This is a genomic window from Cohnella sp. 56, assembly GCF_037963805.1.
In the GTDB taxonomy this organism is placed as follows: Bacteria; Bacillota; Bacilli; order Paenibacillales; family Paenibacillaceae; genus Cohnella.
Map to the genome: position 1 here is coordinate 1 of NZ_JAZDQE010000028.1, position 16,774 is coordinate 16,774.

The following is a 16,774-nucleotide window of genomic DNA, read 5'->3' on the forward strand; positions in this document are numbered from 1 at the left end:
CAGTCAAACGCACCAGGGTAGTTCGACTTGCTCATGATAATGCTGGTATAACTTTTGCTTCCGCCCCGAAAGGCTTCAGCGTCCGTTTGTTTTAACGCTCGATGTTCAGTTTTCAAGGAGCAATCTTGTCTAGCTTGTCCGCTTCATTTCCGAAGCAGGAACTACATCTTATCATAACCTCGCGCTGTATGCAACACCTTTTTTTCAGCCAATCAGGAAGTAATTTCCCGCCTGTTCTGTTGCAAGAGATTTGCAAAAAGCACAAGAAATAATATATCACATCCGCCCTGTTGTATGCAAGCTTTTTTAAGCTAATTGTATAAATAAAAAAAGAAGGCGGGGAATACGCCATTAGCGCGTAAAGAAAAACCAAAATCCTGGGATAGCGGCCGGACGGCGCAATGGTATGCTGAGTTCGAGTATATATGATAGAAGTGAAGGAGCGTGCAATTGCGATGTCCTATTTATCGATCAGCACCTGGAGTCTGCACCGCCTGCTGGGCCCCCTGCGTTGGACAGCCTGGGATGCGGACGGCCAATGCCATGTCACGCACGAGCAAGCGCAGCCTGAGCAGCTGAGCCTGCTGCAATTGCCGCATGAAGCGGCCCGCCGTGGGTATGCGGCCATTGAAGTGTGCCACTTCCATTTCCCGAGCGTGGATGCGGAGTATTTGGCCCAGGTTCGCGAAGCCTTCGAGTCGTCGGGCGTCAGCTTCGACACACTGCTGCTCGATTACGGCGACTTGACCACCGAAGATGCCGCGCGATTGGCGGCGGATCTGTCGCTCATGCGGGATTGGATCGAGACAGCCGCACTGTGCGGGGCCAAGCAAATTCGCATGATCGCTGGCGAAGCGGAACCGACGGATCGGGACGCGCTTCATCGAGCTTCGCGCCACTTGCTCGAATTGTCCGAGTACGCCGCTGCCCGAGATGTCATTGTCGTGACCGAGAACTTTAAAAAGCTCACATCGACGGGAGAGGCTTGCAGTGCGCTTATGGCACTGACCGGGGACCGCGTACGATGGATAACGGATTTCGGCAACTTCGGCGGCGCCAATAAGTATGAGGAATTGCACGCTACCCTCGGGAAAAGCGTATCCGTCCACGCCAAAGCGGCTTATGACGATCGCGGCATGCCCGATCGCGAAGAGTTCGAGCGCTGCCTCGATGAATCGATTCAAAGCGGCTTCGACGGCGCATATGTCATGATCTACGACGGCCCAGGCGATATGTGGGAAGGTCTGGCACGTGTACGCGATATTGTCTCTGCCCGACTTGGCGCAGCTTCCTAAAAAAATTAGCCCCGCATGGCGTTCATGCGGGGCAGCTTGTTAGAGTACTCGTTTTGCGGTTACATAGCGGGTTTTCCAATAGGACGAGTTCATGCTGGATACCGTGACGCCCTTGCTCGTGCTGGCGTGCAAAATGTTGCCGCTGCCCGCATAGATGGCGACATGCCCGATAAAATTGGACGAAGAGCTGAAGAACACGAGATCGCCTACGCTTAGCGACGACTTGGCTACTTTGGTTCCTTTGGATGCCATCGCAGCTGCCGTGCGGGGAAGCGCGGTTCCTCCCTTGCCGAATATGTATTGAACGAAGGACGAACAGTCGAATGCGGAAGTCAACCCGCTGGCGGCGCCGAACTTGTAGGGCGTGCCGATGAACTCCTTGCCGAGCGAGACCAGCTGCAAGGATTCAGGCGTGGCTGCGGATGCTTGCGAAATACCCAGGGCGGAGGCTCCTCCAAAATACAGACTGGCGGCGATGACGGCTGCGACGGTAGGCTTAACCAAATTGCGAAGTTTCATTCCTTTATTCCTCCGTACGTTTTATTGTCTGATGATGTCTGGAATTGAGTTTAACATAGCCGAAACATCCTCTTTTTCCCAAAAAGAACGCAACCTCCCGCCTCTCGCCGTCTTGCGCCCGATTGTTAGAATTACGTGAGAAAACATTAATAACCTGCGCAAAACAAACACAGCCGTATTAAAAGAAAAAAGCTGTCAGGAAAAATCCTGACAGCTGGGGACAAAGTGCGGTTAGCGCGGATCGTCGCTCGTGCGGCGCGAGCGCATGCCGGCAAGTCCGAGCAGGCCCAACAGTCCAAGCCAGCCCCAACCGGAGCCGTTGCCGCTGTTGGTTGATTTGGCCCGATAAGTGCCGTCGACCGAATGAGCGCGGTAGGTACCGCCGGTCGTGGACGTATTGTAGCCAGTGTAGCCGCGCGTATTGTACATGTTCGAGGCATTGCCTGTGTTGTAATAACCGTTGTTGGCATAAGGCGAGCCCGTACCCGTCGTATTGGAACGATATCCGCCCATCGTGCCGCCGGTGGTGCCCATGCCGGAGACGCCGGTGTCTCCCGTGCCGTACATACCCGTCACACCGCCGGTGCCGTAAGTCTTCGCCGTAGGCGTCGGGCTGGGGACCGCGGTCGATACGGAGTTGGCATACGCCGGGACGGCCAGGAACAGGGACAAGCATGTGCAAGCTGCTGCTTTGCGGAACGTCGATCTCAAAATGCGTACCTCCTCGGGAAATGGGATTTACAAATGCAACGCGAATGCCTTTGTAATGTCCCTCCCGCGATCGATACACATACAGTAGGAATGCTGCCAATCCGCTCAGACTCCCCCACCGCAAGCACGAAGTTCTAATCCTAAGCCCCCGTCAAGCGCCGCATGACCGTCGCGTCAACGGAAAGCGCCGAACGGGATGGAGAATTCGGGCATGCCTGCCGCATATGGCGTGTACTCGTACTGAGAAAAGTAAATGGCGATGGCGCCATGCTTCAAATAAAACGGACGGTCCGGTTCGATCGACTTAAAAGGAACGAGCAGCTCAAGCTTCTGCTGCTTGATCTGCTTGAGGATCGCCTCATTAATAATGCTCACGTATTTGTCATTGCCCAGCGCGGCCTGCTTGAGCGTCAAAATATTGCCGGTATCCAAATCGAACGTATACGGTACCCGTTCGATGCCGCCGTGCGCGCCGCCTGTATACACATAATAATCGAAGTACAGACTAAGCTTGCCCTGCTCGTTGTACGTAATCGTATATTGGCCGTCGTACTCGATCGGCGGGATTTTGACGTCCGGACTGTTTTTTTCAAGGTCCGCGTTTTCCTTCGCCGCTTTTTTTAATGCTTCTCGGCCCGAAGCGGCGTAGCGCTCGGCATCCGCCTTCAGCTTGGCATTGATCTTGTTCTGCGCCTCGGCGTTGCCCAAGCCGGTGAAGACAGGATAGGACACGCTCAGCGTCTGCTTGTCTGCCTTGTAGGTGATGCTCTCCGAATGCCACGACCATGCGTTCTCCGCGATCGGATTAATTGTAACCGTCTTTGTAGGCGCGTCGTAACCGATGGCATAACCGAAGCTCTGGAGCACAAAACGCAGAGGAACGAAGGTCGTACCCGATTGGATGTAGACGGGGGATGCGTAAGTCTTCGAGCCGTTGAGAAGGTAACCGTCGGACTGCGACAGCTGCATGGTGCGGCCGCGGCCCGTCAGCTCGGCCTGATGCGTCTTGGAATTCCACACTGTCCGAATACCCAGCTGATCGTTCAGCGAGCGGACGCCGATGTAGGTCTCGCCTGCCACAATCGCTGCCGGAAGGCTCACGCGCTGGCCGGAGATGTCGAAGCTGCTCGCGGCGACATCGAGATGCGGCTCGTAGGCGGCAGCGGCAGCGTGAACCTGACCCGCTCCCAAGGTGACGGTACCCGCCGCAATGAAGGCTGCAAGCGCTGCGGCAATCCGCCGCCGTGGTCCGGAATTTGTTGTCGTAGTCGAAGTATTAATCATGCCTAACACCCTTTCCTCGCTAGTTCGTCAAGCGCCATGTTCTTTTATTACCCCAAATGCGTCCGGTATATCGCCTTGCCCTCAAGTCCGCGAATCGGCGGCGTCCAGGCTTCGTGCTCGGGAAGCGCGCCCAGCGCGTCCTCGGCCATCTGCAGCTTGGCGTCGAGCGAGTCGATATAGTGAAGTGCGATCGCTTCGGCCGTCTGCGGCTGGACGGGACTGCCCCACTCCCCCAGATTGTGATGGGAGAGGATCAGATGCTGCAGCGCGACGACTTTGGGCGAATCCGTACGGATGCCAAGCTGCAGCGCCGCTTCGGTCACCCACTGGGAAGCCATCGCGATATGGCCGATCAGCTTGCCCTGAAGGCTGTATTCGGACACGATGCCGAGGCTCGCCGTCAGCTCCTCCGTCTTGGCGATATCGTGCAGCAGGATGCCCGCGCGCAGCAGATTCGCATTCAGAAAAGGCCGCTGGCCGCACAGGAACTCTCCAAGCTCCAGCATGCGCACCGTATGATAGGCGAGCCCCGAATAATAATTGTGATGATGCGTCTTGGCCGCAGGATAATGGGATAGTTTGTCCCCGACCTTGTCCAGGCAGTACTCGACCAGCCCCCGCAGCTCCGCATCCGAGATGTCCAAGGCCGTCCTCCGGATCGTGTTCACCAGATCGACCGCGGCGATCGGCGCGGCCTTGATGAAGTCCGCGATCGCTACGCCGTCCTGCTCGGTCGTCGGGCGTATGCGGTTGACCTTAACCTGGAGTTTCTCCCGATAGAGTTGGACGATTCCTTGTACCTTGACGAGTCCCATCGGCGCGAACAGACTTTTCTCCGCAGGCGAGACATCCCAATACTTGGCCGATATTTGCCCGCTGGCATCGCAGAGCACGATATCGAAGTAGTCTTTGGGCGGCGTCCCGTTCGTCTGCTTGACTTCCAGCTCTCTCAGCAGATAGAAGCCGACGAACTCGCTGCCGCTGGTCATTTCCTTGATTAATGTCATGATGGCATCCCTGCTTTCTCTCTATTGGAGTCAGTATAGCAGAATCCTCGAGACGCTTCCTCCGAATTCGCCCGCGGCGTGACGAAGTTCATAGACGGCGCGGCGCCGGTCTCCTACACTGTGATCCAGCAAGGATCAATCCAGGCGAAGAGGTGGCAGAGGCATGATCGTCATCAAAAGGGACGGCGGCGAGGTACGGTTCGACAGAGGAAAAATCGAGACTGCGATCGAAGCGGCAATGAGAGCGACACCGCCGGGCGTCGACCGCGACGTCGCGCGGACGACGACGGACGAGGTGCTGGCGCGCATCGGCGAGCGGGAGCGCGTAGACATCGAGTACATACAGGACGAGGTCGAGCTGGCCCTGATGAACGGGCCGCGGCGCGACGCCGCAGCCGAATATATCGGCTACCGGGAGATCCGGCATCTCAAGCGCCGCGAGCGGAGCGCGCTCGACCGCAAGGTGGCGGGGCTGCTGGATCTGTCCAACGAGGAAGTGCTGCAGGAAAACTCCAACAAGGACGGCGCCTCCATCCCGACGCAGCGCGATCTGCTGGCAGGCATCATGGCGCGCGACTATGCGCAGACCTACATGCTCCCGCGGCGCGTAGCCGATGCGCACAATCGCGGCGATATACATTTTCACGATCAGGACTACAGTCCGTACTTCCCGATGTTCAACTGCATGCTGATCGACCTGCAAAATATGCTGGAGAGCGGCTTCAAGCTGGGCAACGCACAAATCGAGACGCCCAAATCGATCGCCACGGCCGCCTCGGTCACGGCCCAGATCATCGCCCAGGTCGCGAGCCATATATACGGGGGCAACACGATCAACGAGATCGACAAAATACTCGCACCCTACGTCGCCTCCTCCTTCGCAAGACACTTCCGGACCGGGCTGCATTGGCTGGAAGGCGAAGCGGCCGGCGCGGACGACGGCTTGCAGACGATCCGGCACGACAATGCGCGGCTCAGGGCGCAGTATGAGCGCTGCTATCTGTACGCCGAGGCGATGACGGAGAAGGAAACGTTCGACGCCTTCCAGTGCCTCGAATATGAGATCAATACGCTCGTGAGCGCCAACGGACAGACGCCCTTCTCGACGTTCGGCTTCGGCAGAGGCACATCGTGGGAGGAGCGGCAAATTCAGCTCGCCATCTTGAACAATCGCATCCGCGGCATCGGCAAGGACGGCAAGACGCCCGTATTCCCCAAGCTTATCTTCGCGCTGGAGGACGGCGTGAACCTGCGGCCCGGGGACCCCAACTACGATATCAAACGGCTGGCCGTCAAATGCAGCACATTGCGGATGTATCCGGATATCGTGTCCGTGCCGCTGATCCGCGAAGTGACCGGCTCCTTCAAGTTTCCGATGGGCTGCCGCAGCTTCCTGAGTCCCTACGAGGAGGACGGCGAGCTGGTTCACGACGGTCGCTTCAACATGGGCGTCGTCACGCTGAATCCCGTCCGGATCGCGCTGGAGTGCGGGGGCGACGAGCGGCTGTTCTACGAAAAGCTGGACGCCGTGCTCGATATTTGCAAGGAGGCGCTGCTCTACCGGATCGAACGTCTGCGCGGCACAAAAGCCAAAGTCGCCCCTATTCTGTACACCGAGGGAGCGACCGGCGCCCGGCTGGCGCCCGAGGATACGATCGACGCGCTGCTGGAGCGCGGCCGGGCTACGATCTCGCTCGGCTTCATCGGCATTCACGAGACGGTGCTGGCGCTCTGGGGGAGCGGCGCGCACGAGGATACGCGGCTGAGCCGCAAGGGGCTGGAGATCGTCGCGTATATGAGCGAGCGGGCAGCGCAATGGAAAGCGGAGACGGGCTACGGCTTCAGCCTGTACTCGACGCCGGCAGAATCGCTGTGCCATCGCTTCTGCCGGCTGGATGCGGAGCGCTTCGGCCCGCTCGAAGGAATTACGGACAAGGGCTATTATACGAACTCGTTCCATATGGACGTCCGCAGGCATGCGAGCCCGCCGGAGAAGATCGATTATGAGTCGCCCTATCCCGCTTATACGTCCGGAGGCTTCATCACCTATTGCGAGTTCGACTCCCTGGTCCACAACCCGGACGCGCTGGAGGCGATGTGGGATTATGCGTACGAGCGCGTACCCTACTTCGGCACGAATACCCCGGTCGACAAATGTCTCGTCTGCATGTACGAAGGCGAGTTCGAGGCGACCGCCTCCGGCTTCGCCTGCCCGAACTGCGGCAATCGCGATCCGAGTACGTTCTCCGTCATCCGCCGCTGCTGCGGGTATCTGTCGGAGCCGGGCCGCAGACCGTTCAACCGGGGCAAGCAGCTCGAGGTCATCGCCCGCGTCAAGCACAGGTGAAGCCATGCGAGTCGCGGACTACAAGCGCTTCGATATGCTGAACGGGCCGGGTATCCGGCATTCGCTGTTCGTCAGCGGCTGCCGTCATCGCTGCGACGGCTGCTTCAACGCCGCCGCCTGGAACTTCGACTACGGCGAGCTGTGGACCGCCGCCTATGCCGACCGCGTCGTCGCCGATCTGAGGCCGGAGCGAGCGGATGGCGGCGCAGCCTGGGACGGGCCGCCCGGGCGGGCGAAGGGCGGCGCAGCCTGCGATATGCCTCCCGGAGCGGAGGACAGCGGCCTCGGGATCGGCAGGCAAGGGAACCGGGACGGGGATGGCGCGGCCGGGGCCAGGCGCGGACTGCGGATCGACGGCCTCTCGCTGCTCGGCGGCGAGCCGTTCGACAATACGGACGGACTCGCAGCGCTGGCCCGTACGATCCGGGCGGAATGTCCGGGCAAGACAATCTGGGTGTGGAGCGGCTATACGTACGAGCAATTAATGGCGGAGCCGCGGCAGCGGGAGCTGCTCGTGCTGTGCGATGTGCTGGTCGACGGCAAGTACGAGGCGAGCCGGCGCAATCTCAAGCTCCGGTGGCGCGGATCGGACAACCAGCGGATCGTCGACGTCCCGGCCAGCCTCGCCTGCGGCGCGCCGATGACGCTGCCGTATTAGCGCCGCCTTCGTGACACGCGAGGTGGCGGCTGGCGATGGCGGCTGCCCCGAGCAACACCGGAGCGGGCTGTCCGTGAGCATTGTTTGGCTCGTCCCGTGAATGGCTAAGTAAAAGTAACCTAAGCGAAAGGGGCTGATCCCATGCCCAATCAACATGTCGTTCCCCATGACAAGGGGTGGGCCGTAAAGGGCGAAGGAAACACACGCGCGACCCGTGTCACCGACACGAAGCGCGAAGCGATCGACGCAGCCAGGAAAATCGCCAAAAATCAAGGCGCCGAGCTCGTCGTTCACGACCGGGAGGGAACGATCCGCACCAAAGACAGTCACGGCCACGATCCGTATCCGCCCAAGGGATAAATCCCGGCGTCGGACGCGCGCCAATGCGCAGAAAGACCGTCAGGGCAGAACGCTCTGACGGTGCTTGGCATTGTATCCGGTCCGTTGTCCGAAGCAGGATTTCTAAAAAAGGAGCATCTCCCGGGCGGAGACGCTCCTTTGTTTGCAATATTGCAGGGCCGCTTGTACGGCAGGTATCACTAGACCCCTCAAGCGGACGGAAATTACACCATGACCTTGCAAATATCGTTCGTGAACTCGACCGGGTCCTCGATCGGCAAGCCTTCGATGAGCAAAGCCTGGTTATAGAGCAGCGCCGTGTAGAGGCCGAGCTTCTCCTTGTCCGATTCGAACGCGCTCTTCAGCGACTTGAACACGTCGTGATGCGTATTGATCTCGAGTACCTTGTCCGCCTTGACGTCCGGGTTGTTCGGCATCATGCGCAGCACCTTTTCCATCTCGATCGTCACTTCGCCCTCGGTGGACAGGCAGACCGGGTGCGAGCGCAGCCGCTTGGAAGCCTTGACGCTCTTGACCTTGTCGCCGAGCAGCTCCTTCATCGCGCCGAACAGCCCTTCGTTCTCCTGCTGCTCCTGCTGCGCTTCCTTCGCCTCGTCCTCGGACTCGATGCCCAGATCCCCGCTCGACACGCTGCGGAACTCCTTGTCCTTGTACTTCGCGATCATCTTGATCGCGAACTCGTCGATGTCGTCGGTGAAGTACAAAATCTCGTAGCCCTTGTCCGCAACCAGCTCGGTCTGCGGCAGCTTGGCGATGCGCTCGTTGGAGTCGCCGGTCGCATAGTAGATGTACTTCTGCTCCTCCGGCATCCGCGAGACGTAATCGTCCAGGCTGACCAGCTTCTTTTCCTTGGAGGAATAGAACATGAGCAGGTCCTGCAGCGCGTCCTTGTGCATGCCGTAGTCGCTGTACACGCCGTACTTGAGCTGGCGGCCGAACGCCTGATAGAACTTCTCGTACTTGTCCCGGTCGTCGCGCAGCATACGCGTCAGCTCGCCCTTGATCTTGCTCTCGATGTTTTTGGCGATCAGCTTGAGCTGGCGGTCGTGCTGCAGCATCTCGCGCGAGATGTTGAGCGACAGGCTCTCGGAGTCGACCATGCCCTTGACGAAGCTGAAGTAGTCGGGGAGCAGGTCCGCGCATTTGTTCATGATCAGGACGCCGTTCGCGTACAGCTCGAGCCCCTTCTCATATTCCTTGGAATAATAGTCGAACGGCATGCTCTCGGGAATGTACAGGATCGCCTGGTAGACGATCGCGCCGTCCGCGCTGATATGAACATGCTTCAGCGGCTTGTCGAAGCCGTAGTGCTTTTCGTTGTAAAAGTTCTCGTAGTCCTCGTCCTTCAGCTCGCTCTTGTTTTTGCGCCAGATCGGCACCATGCTGTTGACGCGTTCTTCCTCTGTGTAGGACTCGTACTCGCTCTCCGTACCTTCCTTCAGACGGCTCTTGGTGGCGTTCATCTTGATCGGATAACGGATGAAGTCGGAATACTTCTTGATAATGGAGCGCAGACGATACTCCTCAAGATACTCGTCGTAGCTGTCGTCCTCGGTGTTGTCCTTGATCTTGAGCGTGATCTCGGTGCCGACCTCGTCCTTCGTCGCAGGCTCGATCGTGTAGCCTTCGGCGCCGTCGGATTCCCACTTGTATGCAGTGTCGCTGCCGAGCGCGCGGCTGACGACCGTGACATTGTCCGCCACCATGAACGCCGAGTAGAAGCCGACGCCGAACTGGCCGATGATGTCGTGGCCCTCCTTGGACTCGTTCTCCTGCTTGAAGGCGAGCGAGCCGCTCTTGGCGATGATGCCCAGATGCGTCTCCAGATCCTCCCGGGACATGCCGATGCCGGTATCGCGGATCGTCAGCGTGCGGGCGGCCTTGTCGGGAATGACTTGAATATAATAGTCGTCTTTGTTGAATACGAGCTTGTCGTCGGTAAGCGCCTTGTAATAAATCTTGTCGATGGCGTCGCTCGCGTTCGAGATCAGCTCCCGCAGGAAGATCTCCTTCTGCGTGTAGATCGAGTTGATCATCATCTCCAGGAGCCGCTTGGATTCGGCCTGGAACGGTTTCTTTTCCATCGCTCTACTCTCTCCTTCGGTCCGCTGTGCGTAATGTTAGCACTCTATCACCGAGAGTGCTACTTCCTTCTTTTTTATAACATTGCATTCTCGGTAAAGTCAATACGACGGATGATCGCGCAGCACGAAAAAACCGCCTCCGGCGTCCGCATGCGCGCGGGCCGAAGGCGGCACGGTCCGAGAGGAAACGAGATCAAGCCGGTGCAAGTACGCCGTCCTGAAGCTTCAGCACACGGTCGCACAGCTCGAGCACGCGGCTGTCGTGGGTGACCATAACGGCGGCTTTGCCGTCCGTCCTGGCGCCCTCCGCCAGCATGCGGACGACCTCGGCGCCGCGCTCCTCGTCCAGGCTCGCCGTCGGCTCGTCGGCCAGCAGCAGCGGCGGATCGTTCATCCAGGCGCGCGCGATCGCGACCCGCTGCCGCTCGCCGCCGGACAGCCGGTCGGGATATTGCCGCCGGCGGCTGCGGATGCCGAGCCTCTCGAGCAGCATATCGCTTCGCCTGGCGGCGCCGGCGGCATCCGCATGGGACAGCTTGGACACGAGGCGCAGCTGCTCGTCGACCTTCAGATACGGAATTAGATTGGCGCTCTGAAAAATAAAGCCGATCTTGGAAAGGCGCAAATCCGCGAGCGCCCTCGTGTCCAGGCCGGACAGCGGGGTGCCGTCGATCGTCACGACACCTGAACCCGGCGTCAGCAGGGCGCCCGCGATCGACAGGAAGGTGCTCTTGCCCGACCCGGACGGGCCCATGACGGCGACCAGCTCGCCTGCGCCGACCTGAAGCGACAGCCCGCTCAGCACGGTGCGCGCCTCGTCGCCGTCGCGATAGCGATGCACGACGTCCTGCATATGCAATATCGTCTTCATGCCGCAGCCCCCCCGATCGCCTGAAGCGCGTCGCTGCGCGCGACCTTGAGCACCGACAGCAGCGAGCCCGCCATCGCCATGGCGACGAACAGCAAGCCGGTGAGCCCGTACGTCTGCGCGGTCAGGCGGAACGGCATCGAGTCCGGCAGCACGAGCTGCATCAGCGCGACGAGCCCCGTGCTGACAGCGTAGCTGGACACCGACAGCAGCAGCACCTGCAGCTTCACGCTGCGTGCCAGGTAGCCCGAGCGGGCGCCGATCGCCTTGAGCACGCCGAACTGGGCGGTCTTCTGGAGTGTGATGACGTAGAAAAAGACGGATAAAACGAGGCCCGATATCGCGAACAGGAATACGATCATCATGAGCAGGGAGCCCTGCTCCTCCTTGTAGCCCGGAATCGCGGACACCGCCTGCGCCTTGGTCAGCAGCTCGAAGGCCGAATCGCGCTTCAGCGCCTGCAGTGTCTCGGAGGAAGCGCCCCGTAGGGCAATCGCCGTATAGGCCGGCTCGCCTCCGCGCCAGGATTGCCAATCGGCAAGCGTCATATAAAGCGCCGGCGTGTGGCTGAACGACGCGCCTTCGACGAAACCCGCGATCGTCCAGGAGCGTCCCGACGCCTCGTCCTTGACGACAGAGCCGATGCCGAGCCCCTGCGCCTGCAGTCCGGCGTCAGCCACGACCTCCCCGCCGCCCGCAGCGAGCGCGGCGCCCGCAGCCGTCCGCGGCGCGAGCCAGCCGTCCGGATCGACGCCCAGCATCGTGACGTCGAGCTTGGCGTCGCCGCCGCCATGCGTGACGGTGAATTGCCGGATGCCGATCGGCGTCGCCTCGGATGCGCCGGCCTGCTCGACCTTGCGCCGATCGGCGTCCGACAGCTCAGACCGGGCGAAGCGATGCTCCGAGCCCTGCTGCAATACAAAGTGGCTCGCGTCCATCCGCTCGACGGCGGATGCGTTGTCCGAAGCCAGCCCTCTGGCCAGGCCCGTGACGAACAGCACCAGAAAAGATACGAGCAGCATGATCGCGGCGATCAGCGCATACCGCGTCTTGGCGAACCGGAGTTCTCTCAACGCCAGAAACATGATGAATCCCTCCCTCAGTATGGCTCAAGTGTAGGAATCCAAAATGAACGGCGTGTGAATAGCGGATTACATCTGGGGCAGCCGCACCGTGAACGTGCTGCCTTCGCCCTGTACGCTCGCCGCCTCGATCGAGCCGCCGTGCAGCAGCACGATCCGCTTCACGATCGCGAGCCCCAGCCCCGCGCCGCCGGAAGCGCGCTCGCGCGAAGGATCCGCCCTGTAGAAGCGGTCGAACAGCCGGGACAGGTGCTGCGCCTCGATGCCTGCGCCCGAGTCCGCGACGACGATCTCGACCTCGCCGCCGCGCCTCTCCCCACGCACCTGAATGCGTCCGCCGGGCGGCGTATGCTTGATCGCGTTGGCGAGCAGGTTCGTCCATACCTGGTCGAGCAGCAGCTCGTCCCCCGCCACGGTCAGATCCGCCGGGACGCCGAGCGTCACGGCAATATCTTTTTCCCGCCACTGCCACTCGAGCATCTGCAGCGTCTGGCGCAGCCTATCGCGCAGCCCGACGGCGCGCCGGTCGAGACCGTCGGCGGCCTGCTCCAGCGCGGACAGCGTGAGCAGCTGCCGGCTCAGCTTGGACAGCCGGTCGCTCTCCTCGGCGATCACGGATATATACTCGGCATGCGTCTCCTGCGGCAGAGACGGATCGGCGAGCGCCGCCGCGAAGCCGCGAATCGAAGTGAGCGGCGTCTGGATCTCATGCGACACATCCGCCACGAATTGCTGCCTGGACTTGTCGACGCGCTCGAGCTCTCCGCTCATCCGGCGGAAATGCGCCGCGAGCTGGCCGATCTCGTCTCTGCGGCGGTCGGGCAGGCGCAGATCGTATTGTCCGAGCGCGATCCGCTTGGTCGCCTCGGTGAGCCGCTCAATCGGCTTGACGAGATAACGTGTGCTGACGAGAAACAGCAGGACGCTGAACAGCACCGTGAGCAGCGCGATCGCCGCGAAAAAGCTGCGCAGCTCCCCGAATTGGAGCACGACATCCGGCCGCAGGAACAGCGCATAGCGCCGCTCCCCGGCCGCGACGGGGACGCCGACCGTGTTGCTCAGCGTATTGTCGAAGAAGCCTGTAATGAACGGCTTGTTCGGAAAGCGCGCGACGCCGTGATATGTGTCGCCGGCCAGCACGGAGGACACGACGCCTGCGCCGAGCGCCCGCTCGCGGAAGGGACTGCCGTAGAAGCGCTCGTCTCCCGCGCCGTCCGTCAGCAGCATCTCGTAGCCCAAGGCGGCCGCATTGTTCAGATAGGCGTCCAGCCGGTCCGGCTGCGCCTCGATGTACCGCTTCATCTCGTCCGCGATCTTCACCAGCTTCGCGTCGTTAAACGGCTTGAGCTTCGCATGGTAATACAGATTGGAGCATAAAAAGCCAAGCATACTGCTGATCAGCACGACGGCGAGCGTCATGAGGAAGACGCGGAAATAAAGCGACTTCAAGGCGAAGTCACCTCCAGCTTGTAGCCGACGCTCCGCACCGTGCGGATCGTAAAGTCGTCCTGCCGCCGCTCGAACCGCTCGCGCAGCCGCTTGATATGCACGTCGACGGTGCGGCTGTCGCCTTCGTAGTCGGCCCCCCATACGAGCGCGATCAGATCCTCGCGCGTGAACACGCGCCCCGGATACTGGGCCAGCTGGGCGAGCAGCTCGAATTCCTTGAGCGGCAGCAGCAGCACCTCGTCGCCCGCCGTCACCTCGTACGTCTGGCGGTCGATGACGACGCCGTTAAGCGCGATCCGGTCGCTTGAGGAGCGCGAATAACGCCTGAACAGCGCCTTGATCCGGAACAACAGCTCCCGCGGCTCGAACGGCTTGGTCATATAGTCGTCCGTGCCGGACATATAGCCTTTTTCCTTGTCCGTCAGTCCCTCGCGCGCGGTGAGCAGAATGATCGGAATATCGTACAGCTCGCGAATGTGCCCGCATAGCGCGAGTCCGTCCATGCGCGGCATCATGACGTCGACGACGGCCAGATCCGCCGTCGTCTCCCGCAGCAGCGCGGCAGCCTCTTCGCCGTCCTTCGCCTCGGCGACGCGGTAGCCCTCGCCCGTCAGCACATGGCGAAGCAGGCTGCGGATCGACGGATCGTCGTCGGCGATCAATATGAGCTTCATCTCTATCCAGCCTCTCTCAGATGTTCGGGAATACGTCGACGAACAGCGCAGATGTCTTGAACGATACGCGGGGCAGCCGTTCGGAGACGACCTCGTCCTCCTCGCCGAACAGATCGGCGATCTCGTACATGCCGGCGTCGGACAGCAGCAAGCGCTCGAGCGTCCTGCTGCCGATATCGACGATCCAGTACTCGGGAATACCGTGGGACGCGTAGGTCTTGCTCTTCTTGACCTTGTCCCGGCGTCTCGAGTGCGGCGACAGCACTTCGACGACGAGATCCGGCGGCCCCTCGATGCCGCGACGGGTGACAATATCCGTCCGGCTGCGATGAATCATAATCAGATCGGGCTGCAACACATTGGTCGGGCTGAGGATGACATCGAGCGGCGCGGTCAAAATGAGATATTGTTGATTGCAGGTTTGCTTGAGCAAAAACGCCATTTCGATCGAGACGGTCTGATGCGACGCATTCGGCCCCGACATCAGCTCCAGCACGCCGTCCAACACCTCATAGCGGTAGCCATCGTCAGGTATTTCCGCATACTTGTCGTAGGTAAAGTTCTCCTCGCGAACGTATAAAGGAGCCCCTCTGGTCAAATCGTCCGGCATCTTCGTCCCTCTCCCTTGGCATCGTAATAAAAAAAGCACCCCGGCAAAGCAACACGCATGTGTTGGGCTTTGGCGAGGTGCTTCCCCGTGCGGCCGCCGGCCGTCAATTGCTTCCATTATGTCCGGTCGGCGCCGGCTTGTCAATCGCAGTCGGCAGAGCAGAGCGACGCACAGCACAGCACTTCAATGCCGCTGGCGCACCATGCATCCGGCAGCGCTCAGCCTCCGGCGTACTCCCGCTGGAACGCGGCGATCGCGCGGTAGTCGTCCTTCAGCTTGCGCGAGATGCCGATGAAGATCGGCAGCAGCTTGTGGTAGACGGCCGCGTGCGCCGGATCGGGCCGGTGCCGGTGCGTGGCGCCGACCATGCCGGCCGCGACGTTCAGCGAGCCGATGCGGCCGGTCCCGTACAGGCCGAGCACCGCTGCGCCGAGGCAGGAGCTCTCGAAGCTCTCCGGCACGATGAGCTCCTGGTCGAAGATGTCGGCCATCATCTGCCGCCACAGGGCCGATCTGGCGAACCCGCCTGTCGCGTGTATCCGGCGCGGCCTGCCGATGCCCTCCTCGACGGCGAGCAGTACGGTATAAAGGTTAAAGATAACGCCCTCGAGCACGGCGCGCAGCATATGCTCCTTGCCGTGATGCAGCGTGAGGCCGAAAAACGAGCCCCGCGCGTTCGCGTCCCACAGCGGGGAACGCTCGCCCGTCAGGTACGGGTGGAATAGCAGCCCCTCGCTGCCCGGCGGCACCTTGGCCGCGATGTCCATCAGCAGGTCGTTCGGGTCCATCTTGAGCCGCTTCGCCGTCTCCGACACCGACGAGCCGAACTCCTCCCGCGCCCAGCGCAGCAGAACGGCGCCATTGTTGACCGGACCGCCGATGACCCAATGCCGGTCGGTGAGCGCGTAGCAGAACGTCCGGCCCTTCGGATCGACGGTCGGCCGGTCGACCACGGTCCGGATCGCGCCGCTCGTGCCGATCGTGGCCGCCACGACGCCCGGCTCGATCGCGCCGACGCCGAGGTTGGACAGGACGCCGTCGCTCGCGCCGACGATGAACGGCGTATCGGGCGCGAGGCCCGTCTCCTGCGCGTACGCAGCGCTGAGGCCCGACAGCGCATGCGTCGTCGGTACGAGCCGCGACAGCCGGTCCGCCGTCACGCCCGCCGCCGCCAGCGCCTCCTCGTCCCAATCGAGCCGCTCCAGGTTCATGAGGCCGGTCGCGGAGGCGATCGAGTAATCCACCACATATTCGCCGAACAGCTTGGCGAATACGTATTCCTTGATGGAGATGAACCGGCTCGCGCTGCGGAACAGCTCTCCCTCATCCTCGCGCAGCCACATCAGCTTCGTGAGCGGGGACATCGGGTGAATCGGCGTGCCCGTCCGCAGATACAGGGCGAGGCCCGTGCCGTCCGCTTGCATGCGCTCCGCCCATGCCGCGCTGCGGTTGTCGCCCCAGGTGATGCTGCGGGTGAGCGGTTTGCCGTCTGCGTCTACGGCGATCAGGCTGTGCATCGCCGAGCTGAAGGATACGAACAGCACCCGTCCTGCCTCCACGCCGCTCTTCTCCATCACGTCCCGCAGCGTCTGCAGGACGGCCGCAAAAATCTGGTCCGGGTCCTGCTCCGCCACGACGGGCGTAGGCGTGTAGAGCGGATATTCTGCCGTCGTCTGCGCGACGATGTGGCCATTCTCCTCGAACAGTACGGACTTGGTGCTGGTGGTCCCGATATCGACGCCGATCATATACATGGCGGCATGCACGGCGATCCCCTACCTTTCGATAAGCATATAGGTTGTCAGACGAACACGTATATAGCCGAT

General features: G+C 61.1%; 15 protein-coding genes. 4 read left to right on the plus strand and 11 right to left on the minus strand.

The window, feature by feature from the left end; translation table 11 throughout:
- The first annotated feature begins 455 nt into the window (after nt 1-455).
- On the plus strand, nt 456-1,295 hold the full coding sequence (locus VQ071_RS28320; RefSeq protein ID WP_340518162.1) for a sugar phosphate isomerase/epimerase family protein: 840 nt from the start codon (nt 456-458) through the stop codon (nt 1,293-1,295).
- Between the two features lie 39 nt (nt 1,296-1,334).
- Here VQ071_RS28320 and VQ071_RS28325 read toward each other — a convergent pair whose 3' ends face one another.
- The 4 genes from VQ071_RS28325 to VQ071_RS28340 form a co-directional block, all read right to left on the minus strand.
- Nucleotides 1,335-1,814, minus strand: a complete 480-nt coding sequence (locus tag VQ071_RS28325; protein WP_340518164.1) for a C40 family peptidase — start codon at nt 1,812-1,814, stop codon at nt 1,335-1,337.
- Between the two features lie 231 nt (nt 1,815-2,045).
- Complete coding sequence (locus VQ071_RS28330) at nt 2,046-2,525, minus strand: WGxxGxxG family protein (protein WP_340518167.1); 480 nt, start codon at nt 2,523-2,525, stop codon at nt 2,046-2,048.
- 174 nt (nt 2,526-2,699) lie between these two features.
- On the minus strand, nt 2,700-3,809 hold the full coding sequence (locus VQ071_RS28335) for a PdaC/SigV domain-containing protein (protein ID WP_340518169.1): 1,110 nt from the start codon (nt 3,807-3,809) through the stop codon (nt 2,700-2,702).
- Nucleotides 3,810-3,856: 47 nt separating this feature from the next.
- On the minus strand, nt 3,857-4,816 hold the full coding sequence (locus VQ071_RS28340; RefSeq protein ID WP_340518172.1) for a 3'-5' exoribonuclease YhaM family protein: 960 nt from the start codon (nt 4,814-4,816) through the stop codon (nt 3,857-3,859).
- Between the two features lie 163 nt (nt 4,817-4,979).
- Here VQ071_RS28340 and nrdD point away from each other — a divergent pair, with 163 nt between their 5' ends.
- The 3 genes from nrdD (at nt 4,980) to VQ071_RS28355 (ending at nt 8,181) form a co-directional block, all read left to right on the plus strand.
- Nucleotides 4,980-7,163: an anaerobic ribonucleoside-triphosphate reductase gene (gene nrdD, locus VQ071_RS28345; protein ID WP_340518175.1), complete on the plus strand. Its 2,184-nt coding sequence runs from the start codon at nt 4,980-4,982 to the stop codon at nt 7,161-7,163.
- Nucleotides 7,164-7,167: 4 nt separating this feature from the next.
- The gene (locus VQ071_RS28350; protein WP_340518177.1) at nt 7,168-7,821 is read left to right on the plus strand and encodes a 4Fe-4S cluster-binding domain-containing protein; all 654 of its coding nucleotides are present in this window, start codon (nt 7,168-7,170) and stop codon (nt 7,819-7,821) included.
- Between the two features lie 141 nt (nt 7,822-7,962).
- Entirely contained in the window at nt 7,963-8,181 is a 219-nt protein-coding gene (locus tag VQ071_RS28355) for a DUF2188 domain-containing protein (protein WP_340518180.1), read from the plus strand.
- Nucleotides 8,182-8,384: 203 nt separating this feature from the next.
- Here the strand turns inward: VQ071_RS28355 and htpG are convergent, their stop codons facing one another.
- From htpG to gntK, 7 genes are all read right to left on the minus strand, one after another.
- Nucleotides 8,385-10,265 (minus strand): molecular chaperone HtpG, encoded by a 1,881-nt coding sequence (htpG, locus tag VQ071_RS28360; protein ID WP_340518183.1) that lies wholly within the window; start codon nt 10,263-10,265, stop codon nt 8,385-8,387.
- Nucleotides 10,266-10,458: 193 nt separating this feature from the next.
- On the minus strand, nt 10,459-11,136 hold the full coding sequence (locus VQ071_RS28365; protein ID WP_340518185.1) for an ABC transporter ATP-binding protein: 678 nt from the start codon (nt 11,134-11,136) through the stop codon (nt 10,459-10,461).
- On the minus strand, nt 11,133-12,218 hold the full coding sequence (locus VQ071_RS28370) for an ABC transporter permease (protein WP_340518187.1): 1,086 nt from the start codon (nt 12,216-12,218) through the stop codon (nt 11,133-11,135). The genes VQ071_RS28365 and VQ071_RS28370 overlap by 4 nt, the downstream gene beginning before the upstream one ends.
- 66 nt (nt 12,219-12,284) lie before the next feature.
- Nucleotides 12,285-13,664 carry a sensor histidine kinase gene (locus VQ071_RS28375; protein ID WP_340518189.1) on the minus strand — a complete coding sequence of 460 codons (1,380 nt, stop codon included), beginning with the start codon at nt 13,662-13,664 and terminating at the stop codon, nt 12,285-12,287.
- Nucleotides 13,661-14,338 (minus strand): response regulator transcription factor, encoded by a 678-nt coding sequence (locus VQ071_RS28380; RefSeq protein WP_340518191.1) that lies wholly within the window; start codon nt 14,336-14,338, stop codon nt 13,661-13,663. The genes VQ071_RS28375 and VQ071_RS28380 overlap by 4 nt, the downstream gene beginning before the upstream one ends.
- Before the next feature lie 16 nt (nt 14,339-14,354).
- Entirely contained in the window at nt 14,355-14,948 is a 594-nt protein-coding gene (locus tag VQ071_RS28385; RefSeq protein ID WP_340518193.1) for a Uma2 family endonuclease, read from the minus strand.
- Nucleotides 14,949-15,166: 218 nt separating this feature from the next.
- Nucleotides 15,167-16,702: a gluconokinase gene (gene gntK / locus VQ071_RS28390; protein WP_340518263.1), complete on the minus strand. Its 1,536-nt coding sequence runs from the start codon at nt 16,700-16,702 to the stop codon at nt 15,167-15,169.
- Nucleotides 16,703-16,774 lie beyond the last annotated feature (72 nt).

Bases quoted from the DNA above. Each gene is read 5' to 3' on its own strand.
- gntK (WP_340518263.1), bottom strand. From the start codon at position 16,702: ATGTATATGATCGGCGTCGATATCGGGACCACCAGCACCAAGTCCGTA.
- VQ071_RS28365 (WP_340518185.1), bottom strand. From the start codon at position 11,136: ATGAAGACGATATTGCATATGCAGGACGTCGTGCATCGCTATCGCGAC.
- VQ071_RS28325 (WP_340518164.1), bottom strand. From the start codon at position 1,814: ATGAAACTTCGCAATTTGGTTAAGCCTACCGTCGCAGCCGTCATCGCC.
- htpG (WP_340518183.1), bottom strand. From the start codon at position 10,265: ATGGAAAAGAAACCGTTCCAGGCCGAATCCAAGCGGCTCCTGGAGATG.
- VQ071_RS28320 (WP_340518162.1), top strand. From the start codon at position 456: ATGTCCTATTTATCGATCAGCACCTGGAGTCTGCACCGCCTGCTGGGC.
- VQ071_RS28380 (WP_340518191.1), bottom strand. From the start codon at position 14,338: ATGAAGCTCATATTGATCGCCGACGACGATCCGTCGATCCGCAGCCTG.
- VQ071_RS28340 (WP_340518172.1), bottom strand. From the start codon at position 4,816: ATGACATTAATCAAGGAAATGACCAGCGGCAGCGAGTTCGTCGGCTTC.
- nrdD (WP_340518175.1), top strand. From the start codon at position 4,980: ATGATCGTCATCAAAAGGGACGGCGGCGAGGTACGGTTCGACAGAGGA.
- VQ071_RS28335 (WP_340518169.1), bottom strand. From the start codon at position 3,809: ATGATTAATACTTCGACTACGACAACAAATTCCGGACCACGGCGGCGG.
- VQ071_RS28350 (WP_340518177.1), top strand. From the start codon at position 7,168: ATGCGAGTCGCGGACTACAAGCGCTTCGATATGCTGAACGGGCCGGGT.
- VQ071_RS28385 (WP_340518193.1), bottom strand. From the start codon at position 14,948: ATGCCGGACGATTTGACCAGAGGGGCTCCTTTATACGTTCGCGAGGAG.
- VQ071_RS28355 (WP_340518180.1), top strand. From the start codon at position 7,963: ATGCCCAATCAACATGTCGTTCCCCATGACAAGGGGTGGGCCGTAAAG.
- VQ071_RS28370 (WP_340518187.1), bottom strand. From the start codon at position 12,218: ATGTTTCTGGCGTTGAGAGAACTCCGGTTCGCCAAGACGCGGTATGCG.